Here is a 17,954-nt window from a genome sequence, read left to right as displayed (position 1 = left end):
TGCCACCGCGCGCGGCAGGCCGCCCGCAATCTGACAAGGACGTAATGCTTTCCCGGCTTTCGCGGCCGCCCCCGCGTGGCATGCTCGTCCCCGCATTCATGCAGGAGGCGAGATGTTCCGCAGGGGTTTGGCCGCGCTGCTCGGCGCCGGATTGATCAGCAGCGCCGCGATGGCGCAGACCGCAACCCCCGCGATTCCGGCAGGCCCGCGCATCGCCATCACGGCGGTGACGCAGCCGCTGCCCACCCAGCCGCAATACATCCTGGTGGATCAGCGCCTCATCCGCGACGGCCTGCGCGAGCGCAGCGGCGGCCGCATCGAGGTGACGCTGGCGAGCCATGCCGAGCGCAACCTGGGCGGCGCGGAAATCGTGCGCCTGGTGCGCGCCGGCCAGGCCGAGATCGGCGCCGGCACGCTCTCCACCCTTTCGGGCGACGTGCCGATCCTCGACGGTGTGGATCTCTCGGGCCTCGCCCCCGACATCGCGCTCGCCCGCCGCATCGCGGATGCGATGACGCCCGTGGCCAACCGCGACCTGGAGCGCTTCGGCACGCGCATCCTCGCCATGTATCCCTTCCCGGCGCAGGTCGTCTTCTGCCGCGCGCCCTTCACCTCGCTGGCCGATCTGCGCGGGCGGCGCATCCGCACCTTCGGCAATTCCCTCGTGGATTTCTTCAATGCGGTGGGCGCGCAGCCCACCTCCATCGGCTTCCCGGAAGTGTATTCGGCGCTGGAGCGCGGCGTGGTGGATTGCGCCATCACCGGCACCGGCTCGGGTGTGGCCGCCCGCTGGCCGGAAGTGTCCACGCATATCAGCGACCTGCCGGTGAGCTGGGCGGTCGCCGCCTATATCGTGAACGTCGCCTGGTGGAACCGCCAGGACCCCGCCGTCCGCGCCCTCCTGGAGCAGACCTTCCGCGAGGTGGCCGATGCGCAATGGGCGCTGGGGGCCGCCGCCACGCGCGATGGCATTGACTGCGCCATCGGCAACCGCGAGGCCTGCCGCATCCACACGCTGGCCACCCGCCCGATGACCGAGGTGAAGGCCACCGACGCCGACCGCGCCGAAACGCGCCGCATCTTCGAGCAGGTGGTGCTGCCCGGCTGGGTGCGCCGCTGCGGGGCCCGCTGCGGCGAGATCTACAACCAGACGGTCTCCCCGCTCACCGGCGTCCGGTTCGGCGGCTGAGCTTGCTGCGCGCGGCATCGCTGCTGCGCCGCGGGGTCGCTGGCCTCGCGGCGCTGATGGCCTGGGCGGCTGGCTGGAACTACGTGGCCTGCGCCCTCTTCATCACGGCCGACATCATCGGGCGAAACGCGCTGGGCGTCTCCTCGGCCGCGACGGTCGAGGTCACGGGCTACATGCTGGCCTGCGGCATCGCCTGGGGGCTCGCGCATACGCTCGCCTGCCGCGCGCATATCCGGGTGGATGTGCTGCTGATGCGCCTGCCCACGCGCTTCCGCGCGCCGCTGCACGTCTTCTCGCTGCTGCTGCTGACCGGCTTCGCCATCTTCGTCGCCTGGGCCGCCTGGGAGCTGGTGGATGAGAGCGCGCTGTTCGACGCGCATGACAATTCGGCGCTGCGCGTGCCCCTGGTGATCCCGCAGGGCATCTGGGCCGTCGGCCTCTCGGCCTTCGTGCTCATGTGCGGCGTGCTGCTGCTGGAATCGGTGCTGGCGTTGCTGCTGGGCGAGGGGCAGCGCCTGGACGGCCTGCTCGGCTCGCGCACCCTGGCCGATGAGACGGAGGAGGCGCTGGAAGCGGTCGCCATGGCCCGCAAATGATCGCGATCGTCTTCCTGCTGGGGCTGCTTGGCGTCCTGGTCGTGGCGGCCGCGGCCGGCGCACAGGCGCTGCCCATCGCCGAGATCCTGATGCTGATCGGCGTCTTCATCATCTTCTTCAGCTCGGGGGTCTATATCGCGGCCGTCCTCGGCGTGCTGGCCTTCCTGACCGGCTTCATGTTCAGCGACCGGCCCTGGTGGAACTTCGCGGGGCAGACGCTCTGGGGGCCGTCGTCGAACTTCGTCCTCGTCGCCGTGCCGCTGTTTCTGCTCATGGGCGAGATCCTGCTGCGCGCGGGCCTGAGCGACCGTCTCTATCGCGCGCTGAACATCTGGCTGAACCGCCTGCCGGGCGGCCTGCTGCACACCAACATCGTGAGCTGCGCCGTCTTCAGCGCCATCAGTGGATCGAGCGTGGCGACCGCCGCCACCATGGGCTCGGTGGCGCTGCCCTATTTCCAGGGCACGGGCTACAACCAGCGCTGGGTGCTGGGCTCGCTGGCCGCCGGCGGCGCGCTGGGCAACCTCATCCCGCCGGGGATCACCTTCATCATCTACGGGCTGATCACCGAGACCTCGGTCGGGCAGCTCTATATCGCGGCCCTGCTCCCCTCGATCCTCGTCACCGGCCTCTTCCTGTTGCTGATCGCGGCCCATGGGCTGCGCCACCCGATGGAGAAGCCGCCCAAGCTGCCGCTTTCCATGAAGCTCGCCGCGCTGCGCGACCTCGTGCCCACCCTGCTGCTCATCTTCCTGGTGCTGGGTTCGATCTACGCGGGCTGGGCCACGCCGACCGAGGCCGCGGCGCTGGGCGTCACGGGGGCGATGTTCTTCGCGGCGCTGGAGCGCAGGCTCTCCTTCCGGATGCTCCACGCCTCGGCCGAGGCGACGGCGCGCAACACGGCGCTGCTGGGCCTCATCATCTTCGGCGCCTATCTGCTGAACTACATCCTCACCACCATTAACGTGCCCCAGGCGCTGGCCGGCCTCATCGCGGACCTGCCGCTGCCGCCCTGGGCCATCATGCTCTGCATCATCGGGCTCTATTTCGCGCTCGGCACCTTCATGGAGGGCTTCTCCATGATCATCACGACGGTGCCGGTGGTGTTCCCGATCGTGGTCGCCCTTGGCTACGATCCCATCTGGTTCGGCGTGATCATCACCATGCTGGTCGAGATCGCGCAGATCAGCCCGCCCGATGGAACCGTGATGTATGTGCTGCAGGGCATGCGCCCCAAGCCGGGCCCGATCACCGATGTCTTCGTCGGCGTCATGCCCTTCCTGCTGGCCTATCTGGCGGCGGTCGTACTCCTGCTGATATTTCCCGAGATCGCGCTCTGGTTGCCGCGATTCCTCGCCTGACCTTTCGGAGCCCCTTCATGTTCAAGCGCATGCTTCTCCTCGCCGCCGCCCTCCTGGCGCCGGTTCCCTTCGCCCAGGCACAAGCGCCGCAGCCCGGCTTCGAGCGGCCGATCCGCATCATCATCCCCATCGCGCCCGGCGGCGGCACGGACGTGTTTGCCCGCATGCTGGCGGAGATCGTGGGCAGCTCCCTCGGCCAGCCCATCGTGGCGGAGAACCGGCCCGGCGCCTCCTCCACCATCGGCACGCAATTCGTGGCGGACCAGCGGCCGGACGGCACCACGCTGCTGTTCACCGCGAACGCGCCGATCACGGCCGCACCGCACGTCATGAACGTACGCTACACGCTGGACCAGCTCGACCCCATGTTCATCGTGGGTCACACGGGCTTCACGCTCTGCGTGCGGCAGGACAGCCCGATCCAGAACGCGCAGCAGCTCATCGCCGCCATGCGCGCCGCCCCCGGCCGCTTCACCTACGGCACGGATGGCGTGGGCGGGAACATGCACCTCGCCGCTGAGCGCGTCTTCCGCGCGCTCGGCATCGAAGGGACGATGGTGCCCTTCCAGGGGGCCGCGCAGACGCTGACGGCCTTCACCGGCGGCCATATCGATCTCTATGGCGGCTCCATCGCCGTCGCCATGCCCGCCATCCGCGACGGCCGCGCCCGCTGCCTGATCCTGACCCAGCGCGCCCAGCATCCGGAGGTGCCGACCGGCTCCGGCCTCGATGCGCTCGGCATTCCGAATGAGGAGACGCTGATCTGGTGGGGCATGCTGGCGCCCAAGGGCCTGCCCGCCGATCGCCGCGCCGCGCTGATGGCCGCCTTCGAGGCCGCCTGGCGCACGGAGCGCTTCCAGACGCAGCTCCAGCGCTCCGGCGTGACACCCGAGTTCCGGGACAGCGCCGCCTCCGCCCAGCTGATCAACAGCGAGAGCGAGGCGCTGGGCCGCGTCGCCCGCCAGGTCGGCATCGAGCGGCAGCGCTGAGATGGAGACGCGCCCGGTCCGCATCGCCGTCGATATCGGCGGGACCTTCACCGACCTGCAGATCCTCGATGCGCGGCAGGGCCGGGTCGTCGCCTGGAAAACCCCCACCACGCCGGCCGACCCCTCCGAGGGGCTGATGACCGGCGTGCGCGAGGCCGCGGAACGCTTCGGCTTCGCGCTCTCCGATGTCGGCCTGCTGCTGCACGGCACGACCATCGCGACCAATGCCGTGCTCGAGCGCAAGCTCGCGCGCGGCGTCCTGCTGACGACCGCGGGCTTCGAGGACGTGCTGGAAATCACCCGGCACTTTCGCCGCGATGTGTACGGCCTCGCCCCCGACCCGCTCCCCTGCCTGATCGAGCGCGACATGCGCCTCGGCGTGCCCGAGCGCCTGCGCGCCGATGGCAGCGTGGAGATGCCGCTGGGTGATGTCTCCGCCGTCATCGCGCGGCTGAAGGCCTTGCAGCCCGAGGCCATCGCCATCGGCCTGCTGCACGCCTATGCGAACCCCACGCATGAACAGGCGCTGCGCGCGGCGGTGCAGGCGGCGCTGCCCGATGTGCCGGTCAGCCTTTCCAGCGAGATCAGCCCCGAGATCCGCGAATACGAACGCCTCTCCACCACCGTGCTGAATGCGCTGCTCATGCCCGTGGTGCAGCGCTACCTCGCGCGGCTGGAGGCGCGGCTGGGGGAGGGCGGCTTCGCGCCGCGCATCTTCCTCGTGCAGTCCAATGGCGGCATGTGCAGCCTGAAGCGCGCCGCCGAACAGCCGGCGCGCCTGCTGCTCTCCGGCCCCTCCGGCGGGGCGCTGGCCGCCGAGCGGCTCTCGCGCCGCCTCGCGCGGCCCAACCTCGTCGCGGTGGACATGGGCGGCACCAGCTTCGATGTGAGCGTGGTGCAGGATCACCGCATCGGCCTCGTCACCCAGGGCGAGGTGGACCGGCTGCCGGTGCGCCTGCCCATGGTGGAGATGCGCACCATCGGCGCGGGCGGCGGCTCGATCGCGGCCGTGGATGCCTCGGGCCGCCTGACCGCAGGGCCACGCTCGGCCGGCGCGCGCCCGGGGCCGGTCTGCTACGGGCGCGGCGGCACGCAGCCGACCGTGACCGACGCGAACGCCGTCCTCGGCCGCTTCGACCCTGATTTCTTCCTGGGTGGCGCGATGGCGCTGGAGCTGGATGCGGCCCGCGCCGCCATGGCCGAGCATGTGGGCAAGCCCTTGAACCTTCCCGTCGAGGAAGCGGCCGAGGGCGTGATGCGCGTCACCAATGTGAACCTCGCCGCCGCCGTCCGGCTTTCCCTGTTCGAGAAGGGGCTCGACCCGCGCGATTTCGCGCTGCTCTCCTTCGGCGGCGCCGGTGGCCTGCATGCGACGGAAGTGGCGGATGAGCTGGGCATGACGGAGGTGATCTTCCCGCGGGAGCCGGGGACGCTCTCCGCCTATGGTATCCTCTTCTCCGACCTCGTGCAGGATCTGGCGCGTTCCCGCCTGCTGCCGGCGGAGCCTTCCGCGATCCCCGCCATCACCGCCGCCATCGCTGAACTGCGCACCGAGGCGCTGGCGCGGCTCGATGCCGATGGCGTGCCGGAGGAGATGCGGGCCATCGAGGTCTCGGCCGATCTCCGCTACCACGGCCAGGCCTTCGAGCTGCTGGTGCCCTGGCCGGAAGCACCGGACCTGCCCGCGCTGCTGACCCGCTTCCATGCCGAGCACCGCGCCCGCTTCTCCTACGCGGCCGAGGACGAGAAGGTGGAGATCGTCACACTCCGCATGTCCGCCATCGGCCGCCTGCCCAAGCCGGCCGAGGCCGCCCCCACGCCGCCCGCCACACGCACGCCCCCAGGCACGCGCCAGGTCTGGCAGCAGGGAGGCGCCGCCACTTGGCCCGTCTGGCGGCGCGAGGCGCTGCATGGGGAGGACGTCATCGAGGGCCCCGCCATCGTCGAGGAAGCCTTCGCCACCCATGTGATATCGCCGGGCTGGCGGGCCGGCCTCGACCCAGAGGGCGCCGTGATCGCGAGGAAAGTCTGATGACCCTGGGCCCCATCGAGATCGAGGTCATCCGCAACGCGCTGAACGCCGCGGCGGCCGAGATGGATGTCACCGTCTGGCGCACCAGCCGCAGCACCATCGTGCGCGAGCTCTTGGACTATTCCACCGCCGTCTTCGACGCCGAGGGCTGGAACCTCGCGCAATCCGCGCGCATCCCGGGCCATCTGAACTCGATGAGCCACGCGCTGCGCGAACTTCTCGCCAACCATGTGCCGCGCGACGCCTGGGGCGAGGGCGATGTCGTCATCACCAACGACCCCTATTGCGGCGGCCAGCATTTGCCGGACATCCTGGCCTTCAAGGCCGTGTTCCATGAGGGGCGGCGCATCGCCTTCGTCGGCACGCTCTGCCACCACATCGATGTGGGTGGCCTCGCCGCCGGCAGCTACGCCGCCAAGGCCACCGAGATCTTCCAGGAGGGGCTTCGCATCCCGCCGGTGAAGATCATCGCGGGCGGCGTGCGCAATGACGGCGTCTGGGCGATGATCCGCCAGAACATCCGCAAGCCCGATCTGCTGCTGGGCGACCTCTCTTCCCAGCTCGCGAGCCTCGACGTGGGTGCGGCGGCCATTCTGCGCCTCGCGCGGCGCTATGGCGCGGATGCGATGCTGGAGGCGGGCCAACGCATCCTCGCCATGAGCGAGGCCGGCATGCGCGCCGCCATCGCCCGCATGCCCGACGGCACCTATGAGTTCGAGGATTTCCTCGATGATGACGGCATCGCGCTGGGCCAGCCGATCCGGCTGCATGTGGCGGTGACGATCAAGGGCGACACGGCGAGCGTGGACCTCTCCGGCTGCGGGCCGCAGGTGGCGGGGCCGACCAATGCGACGCTCGCCAGCACCAATGCGGCGGTGATGTTCTCGCTGATGTGCTGCGCCGACCCCTCGCTGCACATGAGTGCCGGCTGCTACCGGCCGATCAGCGTCATCGCCCCCGAGGGCCTGGTGGTGAATGCGCGCCACCCGGCGCCGGTCGCCCATCGCGTCGCCGTCACGCACCGGCTGCTCAACGCCATGATGGGCGCCCTGCACCAGGCGGTGCCGGACATCATCCCCGCCGCCTATTACGGCAACAGCTATGTCACCACCTTCCAGACCGTCGCCCAGACGCGCGAAGTGCTGGTGGAGATCGAGATCGGCGGCTCGGGCGGGCATCCGGCGAAGGATGGCGTGAACGCCTATGCGAGCGGGATGCACAACAACAGCAACATCCCGATCGAGATGATCGAGGCGCAGATGCCGCTCACCATCATGCGCTACGGGTTGCGCCATGGCAGTGGCGGCGCTGGGCGCTTCCGCGGCGGCCTCGGGCTCATCCGCGAATGGCGCATCGACAGCCCGGCCTGCTTCTTCACCAGCAACATGGACCGCTTCGACCACGCGCCCTATGGCCTGGCCGGCGGTGGGCCCGCGGCCAAGGGTGCCCTGGTGCTGCGCCGCGACGGTGTGGAAAGCCCCATCCCGCCCAAGACCGACAACCTTCCCCTGCGACAGGGCGATGTGGTGCGGCTCGAGACCTCGGGCGGCGGCGGCTTCGGGCCGCCCGACCAGCGCGCGCCGGAGGCGGCCCTGCGCGATGCGCGGATGGGCTATCTGTGAGCTTCGACCCGCGCGAACACCGCATGGCGCCGCAGCGCTGGTTCGAGGATTTCACCCTGGGCGAGCAGTTCCGCCTGCCCAGCCGCACCATGACGGAGGCGATCTTCCTCGCCTTCCAGGCCGCGAGTGGCGACAACCATCCGGTGCATTACGACGTGGAGTTCTGCCGCGCGCGGGGCATGCCGCACATGCTGGCGCATGGCTTCCAGGTGCTGATCCAGACGGCGGCGGGCGCGGGGATGCTGCCCTTCCTGATCGAGGACAGCCTGAAGGGGTTTCTCGAACAGTCCAGCCGCTTCCTGCACCCGGTCTATGTGGGGGACACGCTCTACGCGGCGCTGACGGTGGATGAGCTGACGCCCGGCCGCACCACGGGCGTGCTGGGCCTGACCTCCACCGTTCATAACCAATCCGGCGTTCTCGTGATGGATGGCCGCCAGCGGTACCTTCTCCGCAAGCGGTGAGGCGAGAGGGGCTATGGCTTCCCCCACCAGGAAACTCGTGTCCTGGACCTTCACGAAGGGAGGTGCAGGAACCTAAGGTTCCTGCCGGGGGTTCGGGGGCAGCGCCCCCGAGGTCCAGAGGGAGGACACAATGCCAAAGCAACTCCGCGTCGCCGTCATCGGCGCCGGCACCATGGGCCACGCGCTCGCGCTCGTCTTCGCCATGGGCGGCCACCAGGTGCGCCTCACCGATGCGAGCGAGGCCACGCTCGCCCGCGCCCAGGTGCTGATGGAAAAGGCGCTCGCGACACTGGAGGAGGTGGGCGAGGCGCCGAAAGGCTGGGGCAGCGCGCAATTGGCGCAGGCCTGCACCCGCCACGCCACGCTGGAAGACTGCGTCGAGGGCGCGGAACTGATCGTCGAGGCGATCGTGGAAAACCCCGATGCCAAGCGCGAGATGTATGCGCGCCTCGATGCCTGCGCGCCGGCCGAGGCGATCTGGGCCAGCAATACCAGCTACCTGGATGTGTTCCCGCTGATGCCGCCGCATCGCCTGAAGCGCGCGCTGATCGCCCATTGGTACACGCCGCCCTATCTGGTGGACCTGGTGGACCTGGTGCCGCATGCCGAGACGGATGAGGCGGTGCTGCAGGAGGTGAAGGCGGTGGTGGAGGCGATGGGCAAGGTCCCCATCGTCATGCGCAAATTCATCCCCGGCTACATCGCCAACCGCATCCAGGCCGCGGTGCAGGCCGAGGTGCAGATGCTCATTGATGAGGGCTACGCCACGGCGCAGGAGGTGGATGCGGCGGTGCTGCACGGCATCGGGCTGCGCCTCAACATCATCGGCGTCATGGCCAAGGCGGATTTCACCGGCCTGCCCATGCTGCAGCACGCCTTCCGCAACAAGATGTACACCCCGCCCGAGGACAAGGGCGGCAGCGCCAGCATGGACGCGCTGGTGGCGAAGGGCATGGGCGGCGTGATGGATGGCCGCGGCTATTACGACTGGGAAGGCCGCCCGCCGGCGGAACTCTTCGAGGAGCGTGACCGCAAGCTCATCCAGCTCAAGCAGAGCCTGCGCAAGATCGGATACATGGCGGGCTTCGACGTGAAGGCGAACAAGGCATGATCACCTACGACCTCAAGGGCAAGGCGGCGCTGGTGACGGGCGGCGCGTCCGGCATCGGCCTCGCCACCGTGCGGATGCTGGCGAAGAACGGTTGCAAGGTGGCGATCAACCACCTGGCCGAGGACCCGCGCGGGATGGAGCAGGTGGCGGCCCTGACCGCCGAGGGCTTCGACGTCATCTCCGCCCCCGGCAATGTGGGCGACGCGGAGGACGGGCCGCGCATGGTGGATCAGGCGGCGCGCGACCTCGGGCGGCTCGACTACCTCGTGAACAATGCCGGCACGCCGGGCACGCGCACCACGATCAAGCCGACCGAACTGGAGCGGCTGACGGAGGAGCTCTGGGCGGCGGTGATCGAGGTGAATCTGCTCGGCGTCTTCCGCTGCTCGAAGGCGGCGGCGCCGCATCTGAAGAAGACGCGCGGCGCCATCGTCTCGGTCGCCTCCATCGCCGGCATCAATTCGCCCGGCTCCTCCATGGCCTATGGCGCGACCAAGGCGGGCGTGATCTCGCTGACCAAGAATCTCGCGCGCGGGCTGGGTCCGGAGGTGCGGGTGAACGCCATCGCGCCAGGTGCGGTCAATTCGAGCTGGACGGTGGAATGGAGCAATGAGGAGCGCGCGAGTTCCATTGACGCCGCCGTGCTCAAGCGCCGCTGCGAGCCGGAGGATCTGGCGGAGGTCATGGTCTTCCTGCTGGCTGGCGCCGCGATGGTGACGGGCCAGACCGTGGTGGTGGATGGCGGCTTGACGCTGTAGCGAGGCAAGCGCCGAGCGTCTTCGCCGCCCAGCGCAAGGCGCCCGGCTCATGCCCGGAAAAGCCCAGCATCAGCCCGGGCACGGGCGGGGCGGCGAGGTACATAGGACTCACCGCCCGCGCGATCACGCCGCGCGCGGCGGCTGCGGCCGCGAGTTCCACATCGTCCAGCCCTGGGGCAAGGCGCGCCACCAGCTTCATCCCCTGGTCCGGCGCCTCCACCTCCAGCGCGTCGCCGCATTCGCGCTGCAGCGCCTCCACCAGCGTGTCGCGCGCCGCGCGGTAGCGCTGGCGCATGCGGCGCAGATGCGGGGCGAAATGCCCCTCGGCCAGGAAATCCGTCACCACGCCCTCCTGCAAGGTGGCCGGGTGCCAATCGGCCAGCAGCCGCGCGGCGAGGACGGGTTGCAGCAGCTCCGGCGGCAGCACGGCATAGCCCAGGCGCAGCCCGGGAAAGAGCACCTTGCTGAAGGTGCCGATATAGATCACCCGCCCCGCCTCATCCACGCCCTGGAGCGAGGCCAGCGGGCGGCCGGCATAGCGGAATTCGCTGTCGTAGTCGTCCTCGATCACCCAGGCGCCGGACGCCCGCGCCCAGGCCAGCAGCTCCATCCGCCGCGCCATGGAGAGGGTGACGCCCAGCGGATATTGCGAGGAGGGCGTGACATAGGCGAGGCGCGCCCGTGGCGCGGCGCTGACACCCGCGCCCACCATCATCCCCTGCCCATCCACCGGCACCGGGATGATGCGCGCCCCCGCATCGGCCAATGCGGCGCGCACGGCCGGATAGGCCGGGTCCTCCAGCCAGGCGGCATCGCCCCGCGTCAGCAGCACGCGCAGCACGAGCCCGATGGCCTGCTGCGCGCCGGAGGTCACCACCACCTGTTCCGGCGTGCAGCGCACGGCGCGCGCGGCCCCGAGATAGGCGGCGATCGCCTCGCGCAGCGGGCGCGCCCCCTGCGGGTCGCCATAGCCCAGCATGGCGGGGTCGGGCCTCTGCACGCGCCGCACGGTGAGCTGCCGCCAGATGCGGGCCGTGCGCTCATCCCAGGCGGTGCGGCCCGTGTTGAAGGGCGCGGTGCCGGGCTGCGCCATGTGCGGGATGGGCGCCGGCAAAGGCGGCGGCGCGGGGCCGGGCCGGGGCCGCGCCTCCAGGCCTTCGGGAAGATCGCGCGAGACATAGCTGCCCGCCCCGGTGCGCCCCTCGATGAAGCCCTCGGCCAGCAGCTGGTCATAGGCCGCGACGACGGTGTTGCGCGCGACACCCAGTTGCAGCGCCAGCGCGCGCGTCGCCGGCAGCCGCGCGCCGGGCGGCAGCACGCCCGAGAGGATCGCCCGCCGCAGTTCCAGATAGAGCTGGCGCAGCAGCGGCACGCTGCCCGGGCGGTCGAGGCCCAGCAGCAGCAATTGGGCGAGGTCAGGCGGCGTGGGCATGCGGGGCAGGGGAGCGCGAATTGGACCAGCCCTGCAAGCCCGAATTGGCCCTCGCGCCGGACCAATCCGCCCGGTCTCATGCGAGCATCACACAGCCACCCAAGGGCCCCGCCATGACCGAGACCACGAGCTTCCCCGTCACCGAGCGCAACAAGCTCCGCCGCCTGCACGAGCGCGGCCGCTATGACCGCGAGAGCGTCTACGCCATCCTCGACGCCGCGATGCTCTGCCACATCGCCTACATCATCGACGGCCAGCCCTATTGCACGCCGACCGCCTTCTGGCGCGAGGGCGACAAGCTCTACTGGCACGGCTCCTCCGCCAGCCGCATGCTGCGCGTGCAGAAGCCGGGCCTGCCCGTCTGTCTCACCGTCACGCATCTCGACAGCCTGGTGCTGGCGCGTTGCGGCTTCAACCATTCGGTGGACTACCGCTCGGCCATGTGCTTCGGCCAGGCGCACATCATCGAGGATCTGGACGAGAAGGCCCGCGCGCTCGACCTGATGATCGAGCGCTTCTACCCCGGCCGGAACGCGACGCTCCGCCCCAGCACGACGCAGGAGCTGAAGGCGACGATGGTGATCGGCATGGAGATCGAGAACGCCTCGGGCAAGATCCGCAGCAAGGGCGTGGGCGATGAGGAGGAGGATTATGCGCTCCCCATCTACGCCGCGCGCTTCCCGGTGACGCAGGTGATCGGCGCCGCCGAGCCCTGCCCGCGCCTGCTGCCGGGTGTGGCCTTCCCGCCGGGCCTTGCGGGTTTCACGCCGGGCCGTAGGCTCGATGAGGTCATGACCGAGAGCTACAGGACGACCTATGGGGCAAGCGACTGATCTGGCCACCGCCTCGGCGGTCGAACTCGCGGCGCTGGTGCGGGACAGGCGCGCCTCGCCCGTGGAAATCACCGAGGCGGTGCTGGAGCGGATCGCGGGCCAGAACCCGCGCCTCAACGCCTTCGCCGCGCTGGATGAGGAAGGCGCCCGCGCCGCCGCACGCGCGGCCGAGGTCGCCGTGATGCGGGGCGAGGAACTCGGGCCGCTGCACGGCGTGCCGGCGACGATCAAGGATGTGCAATCCATCGCGGGCCTGCCCACGCGGCGTGGCTCGCGCCTCACGGACCCCACGCCGGCCGCGGCGGATTCCCCCGTCTCGGCGCGGATGCGCGCGGCGGGCGCCATCCTGCTGGGCAAGACCACCAGCACCGAGCAAGGCTGGACGGCGGTGAGCGACAGCCCGCTCACCGGCAGCACGCACAACCCGTGGATGCAGGGGCGCACCGCGGGCGGCTCCTCGTCCGGCGCGGCCGCGCTGTGCGGTGCCGGCTGCGGCCCGCTGCATCTCGGCACGGATGGCGCGGGCTCCATCCGCATCCCCGCGCATTTCTGCGGCGTGGTCGGTTTCAAGCCCAGCTATGGCCGCGTGCCCTATGTGCCCGTGCCGAACAATGGCGCGCTCTCCCATGCCGGCCCCATCACGCGCAGCGTCGAGGATGCGGCGCTGATGTTCTCCGTCATCGCCGGCCCCCATCCGCTCGACCACACCACCCTGCCGGACCGCTTCGCACCCGGCATCGAGCCCGGCGGCCTGGATGGCCTGCGAATCGCCTTTAGCCCCGATCTCGGCCATGCCCGCGTGGACCCCGACGTGGCGGCCGCCGTCGCCGAGGCGGTCCGGAAGCTGGAAGGCCTGGGCGCCATGGTCGAGCAGGTCACACCCCCCTGGGGCCCGGCCGGCCCCGCGCTGGAGCGCGACATGTGGGGCTTCGGCATGCGCCCCTTCCTGGCCAGGTCGCCGGAGGAAGCGGCGCAGATGGACCCGGGCCTGGTCGCCTGCACCGAGGATTATCGCCATTACGGCTTCATGGATGCCCATGCCGCCCAGGGCCGCCGTATCGCCTATGCGGCGCAGGTGAACGCCTGGTTCGAGGAAGCGGGTTACGACCTGCTCGTCACACCCAGCGCCTCCGTCGCCGCCTTCGAGGTGGGCCGCCAGATGCCCGCCCATTGGCCGCAGCACCCCTGGGACTGGCTGGTCTGGGCCGAATTCTCCTACCCCTTCGATCTCTCGCACGGCCCGGCCATTTCCGTGCCCTGCGGCCTGAGCCGCGAGGGGCTGCCCGTCGGCCTGCAATTCGCCGGCCCGCGGCTGGCGGATTCGCTGGTGCTGCGCGCGGGCGCCGCCTTCCTCGCCGCGCACCCCTTCGAGATCATCCCCGCCCGGGCGTGACTCCGGCGGGCGTGACCCAGCGGTCCAGCTCACGCCAATCGGGCAGGGTCGCGTCGCTGACGCGCCCGCCGCGCAGCACGATCCGATCCGCCTGCGGGCGCGCCAGCAGCTCCGTCATGTGCCGCGCGGAGAACAGCACGAGATCGGCCGGCGCGCCCACGCGGAGCCGGCCCGCCTCGATTCCCATCGCCTCCGCCGGCGCGGCCGTCACGGCGCGCGGCCAGGCGCCGAAGGGGTGGTCGAGATGCAGGATGCGCGTCGCCTCCCGATAGACCTCCATCATGTCGAGGTCGCCATAGGCATGAAACCCGTCCCGCGTGTTGTCCGAGGCGAGCGAGACGGGAATCCCCGCGGCCCGCATCTCCTGCACCAGGGTCACGCCCCGCCAGCGCGGCGTGCGGCACGGCACGCGGTCCTGCAGGTACATGTTGCACATGGGCAGGACCACGACGCGCAGGCGGGCCTCTGCCATCAGCGCCAGCGTCTCGCGCTGATGCGCCTCGGGCTGCAGGGTCAGCGCGCAGCAATGTCCCACCTGGATCCGGCCCTTGAAGCGCCGTCGCAGCGCGGTCGCCGCGATCTCGCGCAGCGCCCGCGCGCCGGTCTCGCCGCTCTCATCCACATGCAGGTCGAGGTCGAGCCCGCGCGCTTCGGCCAGCGCGAAGAAGCGGTCGAGCCGCGGCAGGAAATCAGCGGGCAGGGGGGTGGCGAAATCGCCCGTGAGGCGGGTGACCATGCCCAGCACGCCGCCCGATTCCGCCACGATATCGGCCAGTGCCTGGCCCTCCGCGCCGTCGAAGCGCTCGAGCGGCGCGATGGAGCAGAGCTGCAGCGCGATCCGCCCGGCCCAGGCGTCCCGCAGCCGGGTAAAGAGCGGCCAGCTCATCCGCGCCAGCGGCAGATAGCTGTCCAGATGCGTGCGGATGGCGGTGGTGCCATGCGCGAAGGCGGCGCGGAGCGCGAAATCGGCGCGGGCTTCCATCTCGGCCTCGGCCCAATGCGCGGCGCGGTCGGCCATGACGGAACTCACCGCGCCGGCGAAATCGCCGGTCGGGTTCGGCGCGCGCGCCCAGATTTGGCCCTTGTCCAGATGCGTGTGCGCGTCCACGAAGCCCGGCCAGAGCTGCCCGCCCTCCAGGCTCGGTGCATCTTCCGGCGCGCTGCCCAAGGGGGCCAGGGCCATGATGCGCCCGTCTTCCACGCGCAGGTCGAAGCGAAGCAGGCCCTCGCGATCCGCGGGCCCGGGCGGCGCCTCCATCAGGCAGGCGGGCGCGCGCGCATCGCGAAGCCAGAAGCCCGCGCCGGTGATGCGTGGCGCGAGGGGCCTCACCCGCCCAGCAGCCGGGCGGTCCGCGCCTGCAATTCGCGCGTGACGCGCTCGGCCCCCCCCTCGCGGATCAGCGTCGTGAACTCGGCCCGGCGGGAGGCGAGCTCGCTGATCGTCCCCGTCAGGTAGATGTCCACGATGCGCGGCGGATTGCCCCGCAACAGGTAAGAAAGCAGCACCGGCTCCTGCCCGCCCGTCCGGTTCAGCGTTGTCCGCACCAGCGCATCCCCATTGGGCTGCACCTGCGTGCCGGTGGTGGTGAAGCTCTCGCCCGAGAAGCCGTCGAAGCGCGCGGCATAGGTCGCGATGGACCAGCGGGTGAAGGCCTCGGTCAGCGCGGCCTGGTCGGCGGGCGAGAAGCCGGTCCAGGGCGGGCCGACCGCGATGCGCGTCATCGCCGCCAGGTCGAAGGCCTGGGCCATGACGGGGGCGAGGCGGTCATAGCGCCCGCGCACCCCCAGCCGCTGCGCGTCCCGCATGACGCCGAGCAGGGCGGCGTGGAAGCGCTCCACCACCTCGGCCGCGGCGGATTGCGCCAGCGCGGCCACCGGGGCGGCCAGGGGGAGGAGAGGGGAGAGCAGCAGGATTCGGCGGGCGAGCATGCGCGCCCTATACCGCTTCATGGCCACAGGCGGAATCGCCAAGGGCGCAGGGCCGCATCTGGACCGCGGGCGGCGCCTCGGCCACAAGGCCGCATGCCGCCCACCACCATCCTGCTGACCGGCGCCACGGGCTTCCTCGGCGCCTCCCTCGCCCGCGCGCTGCTGGCTCAGGGCCATGCGGTGCGCGCCCTGGTCCGGCCCCAGGCGCCGCGCAAGGGGCTGGAGGGGCTCGACATCTCCTATGCGCTCGGCACGGTGACGGACCAGAAGAGCCTGATCTACGCCATGGCCGGCGTCGGCGGCGTCATCCATGCGGCGGCCGACTACCGCATCTTCGTGCCGGACCCCGGGAAGATGCGCGAGACCAACGTCATCGGCACCGCGGCCGTGATGCAGGCCGCGCTCGAGGCCGGCGTGCCGCGCATCGTCCATGTCTCCTCGGTCGCCACGCTCCGCCCCCGGGCGGACGGCAGCCCCGCGACCGAGGAGGATGCCGCCCTGCCGGATGAGGCGATCGGCCCCTACAAGCGCAGCAAGACCGAGGCCGAACGCGTGGTGGAGGCGATGGTGGAGCGCGCGAAGCTGCCGGCCGTCATCGTGAACCCCTCCACCCCCATCGGCCCCTATGACGTGCGGCCCACGCCGACCGGCCGCGTCATCCTGGAAGCGGCGCTGGGCCGCATGCCGGCCTATGTCGAGACCGGGCTGAACCTCGTCCATGTCGCCGACTGCGCGGCGGGCGTGGTGGCGGCGCTGGACCACGGCGCCCCGGGCGAGCGGCACATCCTGGGCGGGCAGGATGTGAGCCTGGCCGAGATGCTGCGCTTCATCGCGGCCGAGCGCGGCCATCGCCCGCCCATCCGCCTGCCGCGCGCCCCCCTCTTCCCGCTCGCCTGGATGGCGGAAAGCATGGCCCGCTTCACCGGCAAGGAGCCCATGCTGACGCTGGACGGGCTGCGCATGGCCGGCCACCACATGTTCTTCTCGGCCGAGAAGGCGCGCCGCGTCCTGGGCTTTACGGCCCGCCCCTGGCAGGAGGGCGTGCGCGACGCCATCGCATGGTTCGAGCAGGCGGGGATGCTGCGGAAGTGATCTGGCTGGCGCTCGCCGCCTGCCTCGCCTGGGCCGTGCTCCTCTTCGGGCGGGGCATGTTCTGGCGCGCCCGCGAGGATGATCGCGACGCCCCCCGCCTGCCCGAGCCTGCGCGCTGGCCGGAGGTGCAGGTCATCATCCCCGCGCGCGACGAGGCTGAAACCATCGGCGCGACGGTGCGAAGCCTTGTCATGCAGGATTATCCCGGCCGCTTCTCCATCCTCGTCGTGAATGATCGCAGCCGGGACGCGACCGGCGCCCTGGCGCGCGCCGCCGGCGCCGAGGTGCTCGACGGCCAGGGCCGTGCCCCCGGCTGGTCCGGCAAGCTCTACGCGCTGCAGCAGGGCCTCCAGGCCGTGGCGGGGCGGGGGCACGAGTTCCTGCTCTTCACCGATGCCGACATCACCCACGCGCCCGACAGCCTGCGCCGCCTGGTGCAGCGGGCCGAGGCGGGCGGGCTTGACCTCGTCTCCCTCATGGCCCGCCTGCGTTGCGAGAGCGCGGCCGAGCGCTGGACCATCCCGGCCTTCGTCTTCTTCTTCCAGATGCTCTACCCCTTCCGCTGGTCCAACGACCCCCAGGCCCGCACGGCCGCCGCGGCCGGCGGCTGCGTGCTGCTGCGGCGCGAACCCTTCGAGGCGCGCGGCGGCCTCGCCCCCATCCGCGGCCGGATCATTGATGATTGCGCGCTGGCCGGGCTGATGAAGCGGGGCGGTTCCGCGATCTGGCTGGGTCTCACCGGGCGCGTGCACTCGCTCCGCGCCTATGAGGGGCTCGGCACCATCCGTGCCATGGTGGCCCGCACCGCCTATGCCCAGCTCGGCTACAACCCGGCCCTGCTGCTGGGCATGGTGCTGGCCATGGGCCTCGTCTTCCTCGCCCCGCCGCTGCTGGCGCTTTTTGCCACGGGGGTGGCGAGATGGCTCGGCCTCGCCGCCTGGTGCGCCATGGTGGTGGCCTTCGCGCCCATGCTGCGCCGTTATGACCTGGCGCCAGAGCGCGCCATCGCCCTGCCGCTGATCGCCGCCACCTACCTCCTCTTCACCCTCGATTCCGCCTGGGCCGAATGGCGGGGCCGGGGCGGGGTCTGGAAGGGCGAGGCCTTGTCGCGCGAATGAAGACGGGGCAACACACGCCAATGCACCCTTCCGGC

The 17,954-nt window shown here is 71.0% G+C and carries 16 protein-coding genes; 13 read left to right on the top strand and 3 right to left on the bottom strand.

Features of this window, described 5'->3' with window-relative positions:
* The first annotated feature begins 112 nt into the window (after positions 1-112).
* From ACQ860_RS06735 to ACQ860_RS06695, 9 genes are all read left to right on the top strand, one after another.
* Positions 113-1,189: a TRAP transporter substrate-binding protein gene (locus tag ACQ860_RS06735; RefSeq protein WP_431302644.1), complete on the top strand. Its 1,077-nt coding sequence runs from the start codon at positions 113-115 to the stop codon at positions 1,187-1,189.
* A 2-nt stretch (positions 1,190-1,191) separates the two neighbouring features.
* Positions 1,192-1,785, top strand: coding sequence for a TRAP transporter small permease subunit (locus tag ACQ860_RS06730; protein WP_431302643.1), 594 nt, complete (start codon positions 1,192-1,194; stop codon positions 1,783-1,785).
* A complete protein-coding gene (locus tag ACQ860_RS06725) occupies positions 1,782-3,146 on the top strand; it encodes a TRAP transporter large permease (protein ID WP_431302642.1) in 1,365 nt (454 codons plus the stop codon). Before ACQ860_RS06730 ends, ACQ860_RS06725 begins: the two co-directional genes overlap by 4 nt.
* Positions 3,147-3,175: 29 nt before the next feature.
* Positions 3,176-4,135, top strand: a complete 960-nt coding sequence (locus ACQ860_RS06720; protein WP_431302641.1) for a tripartite tricarboxylate transporter substrate binding protein — start codon at positions 3,176-3,178, stop codon at positions 4,133-4,135.
* A gap of 1 nt (position 4,136) precedes the next feature.
* The gene (locus ACQ860_RS06715) at positions 4,137-6,167 is read left to right on the top strand and encodes a hydantoinase/oxoprolinase family protein (RefSeq protein ID WP_431302640.1); all 2,031 of its coding nucleotides are present in this window, start codon (positions 4,137-4,139) and stop codon (positions 6,165-6,167) included.
* Positions 6,167-7,789 (top strand): hydantoinase B/oxoprolinase family protein, encoded by a 1,623-nt coding sequence (locus ACQ860_RS06710; protein WP_431302639.1) that lies wholly within the window; start codon positions 6,167-6,169, stop codon positions 7,787-7,789. Before ACQ860_RS06715 ends, ACQ860_RS06710 begins: the two co-directional genes overlap by 1 nt.
* Complete coding sequence (locus ACQ860_RS06705) at positions 7,786-8,253, top strand: MaoC family dehydratase (RefSeq protein ID WP_431302638.1); 468 nt, start codon at positions 7,786-7,788, stop codon at positions 8,251-8,253. Before ACQ860_RS06710 ends, ACQ860_RS06705 begins: the two co-directional genes overlap by 4 nt.
* Positions 8,254-8,383: 130 nt before the next feature.
* Positions 8,384-9,364, top strand: a complete 981-nt coding sequence (locus ACQ860_RS06700) for a 3-hydroxyacyl-CoA dehydrogenase family protein (RefSeq protein ID WP_431302637.1) — start codon at positions 8,384-8,386, stop codon at positions 9,362-9,364.
* Positions 9,361-10,122, top strand: a complete 762-nt coding sequence (locus tag ACQ860_RS06695) for an SDR family NAD(P)-dependent oxidoreductase (RefSeq protein WP_431302636.1) — start codon at positions 9,361-9,363, stop codon at positions 10,120-10,122. The genes ACQ860_RS06700 and ACQ860_RS06695 overlap by 4 nt, the downstream gene beginning before the upstream one ends.
* Here the strand turns inward: ACQ860_RS06695 and ACQ860_RS06690 are convergent.
* Entirely contained in the window at positions 10,046-11,554 is a 1,509-nt protein-coding gene (locus tag ACQ860_RS06690) for a PLP-dependent aminotransferase family protein (RefSeq protein ID WP_431302635.1), read from the bottom strand. The two genes, ACQ860_RS06695 and ACQ860_RS06690, sit on opposite strands and share 77 nt — an antisense overlap.
* A gap of 113 nt (positions 11,555-11,667) precedes the next feature.
* Between ACQ860_RS06690 and ACQ860_RS06685 the strand changes: the two genes are divergently transcribed.
* Both ACQ860_RS06685 and ACQ860_RS06680 read left to right on the top strand, forming a co-directional pair.
* On the top strand, positions 11,668-12,387 hold the full coding sequence (locus tag ACQ860_RS06685) for a pyridoxamine 5'-phosphate oxidase family protein (RefSeq protein ID WP_431302634.1): 720 nt from the start codon (positions 11,668-11,670) through the stop codon (positions 12,385-12,387).
* Complete coding sequence (locus ACQ860_RS06680) at positions 12,371-13,780, top strand: amidase family protein (protein WP_431302633.1); 1,410 nt, start codon at positions 12,371-12,373, stop codon at positions 13,778-13,780. The genes ACQ860_RS06685 and ACQ860_RS06680 overlap by 17 nt, the downstream gene beginning before the upstream one ends.
* On the opposite strand, the gene ACQ860_RS06675 is transcribed toward ACQ860_RS06680, so the two are convergent.
* Both ACQ860_RS06675 and ACQ860_RS06670 read right to left on the bottom strand, forming a co-directional pair.
* Positions 13,761-15,110, bottom strand: a complete 1,350-nt coding sequence (locus ACQ860_RS06675; RefSeq protein ID WP_431302632.1) for a cytosine deaminase — start codon at positions 15,108-15,110, stop codon at positions 13,761-13,763. The two genes, ACQ860_RS06680 and ACQ860_RS06675, sit on opposite strands and share 20 nt — an antisense overlap.
* Complete coding sequence (locus ACQ860_RS06670; RefSeq protein WP_431302631.1) at positions 15,107-15,709, bottom strand: ABC transporter substrate-binding protein; 603 nt, start codon at positions 15,707-15,709, stop codon at positions 15,107-15,109. Before ACQ860_RS06670 ends, ACQ860_RS06675 begins: the two co-directional genes overlap by 4 nt.
* A 93-nt stretch (positions 15,710-15,802) precedes the next feature.
* Between ACQ860_RS06670 and hpnA the strand changes: the two genes are divergently transcribed.
* Both hpnA and ACQ860_RS06660 read left to right on the top strand, forming a co-directional pair.
* Positions 15,803-16,801 (top strand): hopanoid-associated sugar epimerase, encoded by a 999-nt coding sequence (gene hpnA, locus ACQ860_RS06665; RefSeq protein WP_431302630.1) that lies wholly within the window; start codon positions 15,803-15,805, stop codon positions 16,799-16,801.
* A complete protein-coding gene (locus ACQ860_RS06660) occupies positions 16,798-17,919 on the top strand; it encodes a glycosyltransferase (RefSeq protein WP_431302629.1) in 1,122 nt (373 codons plus the stop codon). The genes hpnA and ACQ860_RS06660 overlap by 4 nt, the downstream gene beginning before the upstream one ends.
* Positions 17,920-17,954: the final 35 nt, after the last annotated feature.

It is taken from the genome of Sediminicoccus sp. BL-A-41-H5, assembly GCF_050632405.1.
Taxonomy (GTDB): domain Bacteria; phylum Pseudomonadota; class Alphaproteobacteria; order Acetobacterales; family Acetobacteraceae; genus Roseococcus.
Note: the sequence above shows the minus strand (reverse complement) of the source record. Positions and strands in the feature narration are given on the sequence as shown.

What these genes read in the sequence shown, in the direction of transcription:
- ACQ860_RS06680 (WP_431302633.1), top strand. Translation starts at nt 12,371, where the DNA reads ATGGGGCAAGCGACTGATCTGGCCACCGCCTCGGCGGTCGAACTCGCG.
- ACQ860_RS06695 (WP_431302636.1), top strand. Translation starts at nt 9,361, where the DNA reads ATGATCACCTACGACCTCAAGGGCAAGGCGGCGCTGGTGACGGGCGGC.
- ACQ860_RS06735 (WP_431302644.1), top strand. Translation starts at nt 113, where the DNA reads ATGTTCCGCAGGGGTTTGGCCGCGCTGCTCGGCGCCGGATTGATCAGC.
- ACQ860_RS06720 (WP_431302641.1), top strand. Translation starts at nt 3,176, where the DNA reads ATGCTTCTCCTCGCCGCCGCCCTCCTGGCGCCGGTTCCCTTCGCCCAG.
- ACQ860_RS06725 (WP_431302642.1), top strand. Translation starts at nt 1,782, where the DNA reads ATGATCGCGATCGTCTTCCTGCTGGGGCTGCTTGGCGTCCTGGTCGTG.
- ACQ860_RS06710 (WP_431302639.1), top strand. Translation starts at nt 6,167, where the DNA reads ATGACCCTGGGCCCCATCGAGATCGAGGTCATCCGCAACGCGCTGAAC.
- ACQ860_RS06700 (WP_431302637.1), top strand. Translation starts at nt 8,384, where the DNA reads ATGCCAAAGCAACTCCGCGTCGCCGTCATCGGCGCCGGCACCATGGGC.
- ACQ860_RS06670 (WP_431302631.1), bottom strand. Translation starts at nt 15,709, where the DNA reads ATGCTCGCCCGCCGAATCCTGCTGCTCTCCCCTCTCCTCCCCCTGGCC.
- ACQ860_RS06685 (WP_431302634.1), top strand. Translation starts at nt 11,668, where the DNA reads ATGACCGAGACCACGAGCTTCCCCGTCACCGAGCGCAACAAGCTCCGC.
- ACQ860_RS06690 (WP_431302635.1), bottom strand. Translation starts at nt 11,554, where the DNA reads ATGCCCACGCCGCCTGACCTCGCCCAATTGCTGCTGCTGGGCCTCGAC.
- ACQ860_RS06715 (WP_431302640.1), top strand. Translation starts at nt 4,137, where the DNA reads ATGGAGACGCGCCCGGTCCGCATCGCCGTCGATATCGGCGGGACCTTC.
- hpnA (WP_431302630.1), top strand. Translation starts at nt 15,803, where the DNA reads ATGCCGCCCACCACCATCCTGCTGACCGGCGCCACGGGCTTCCTCGGC.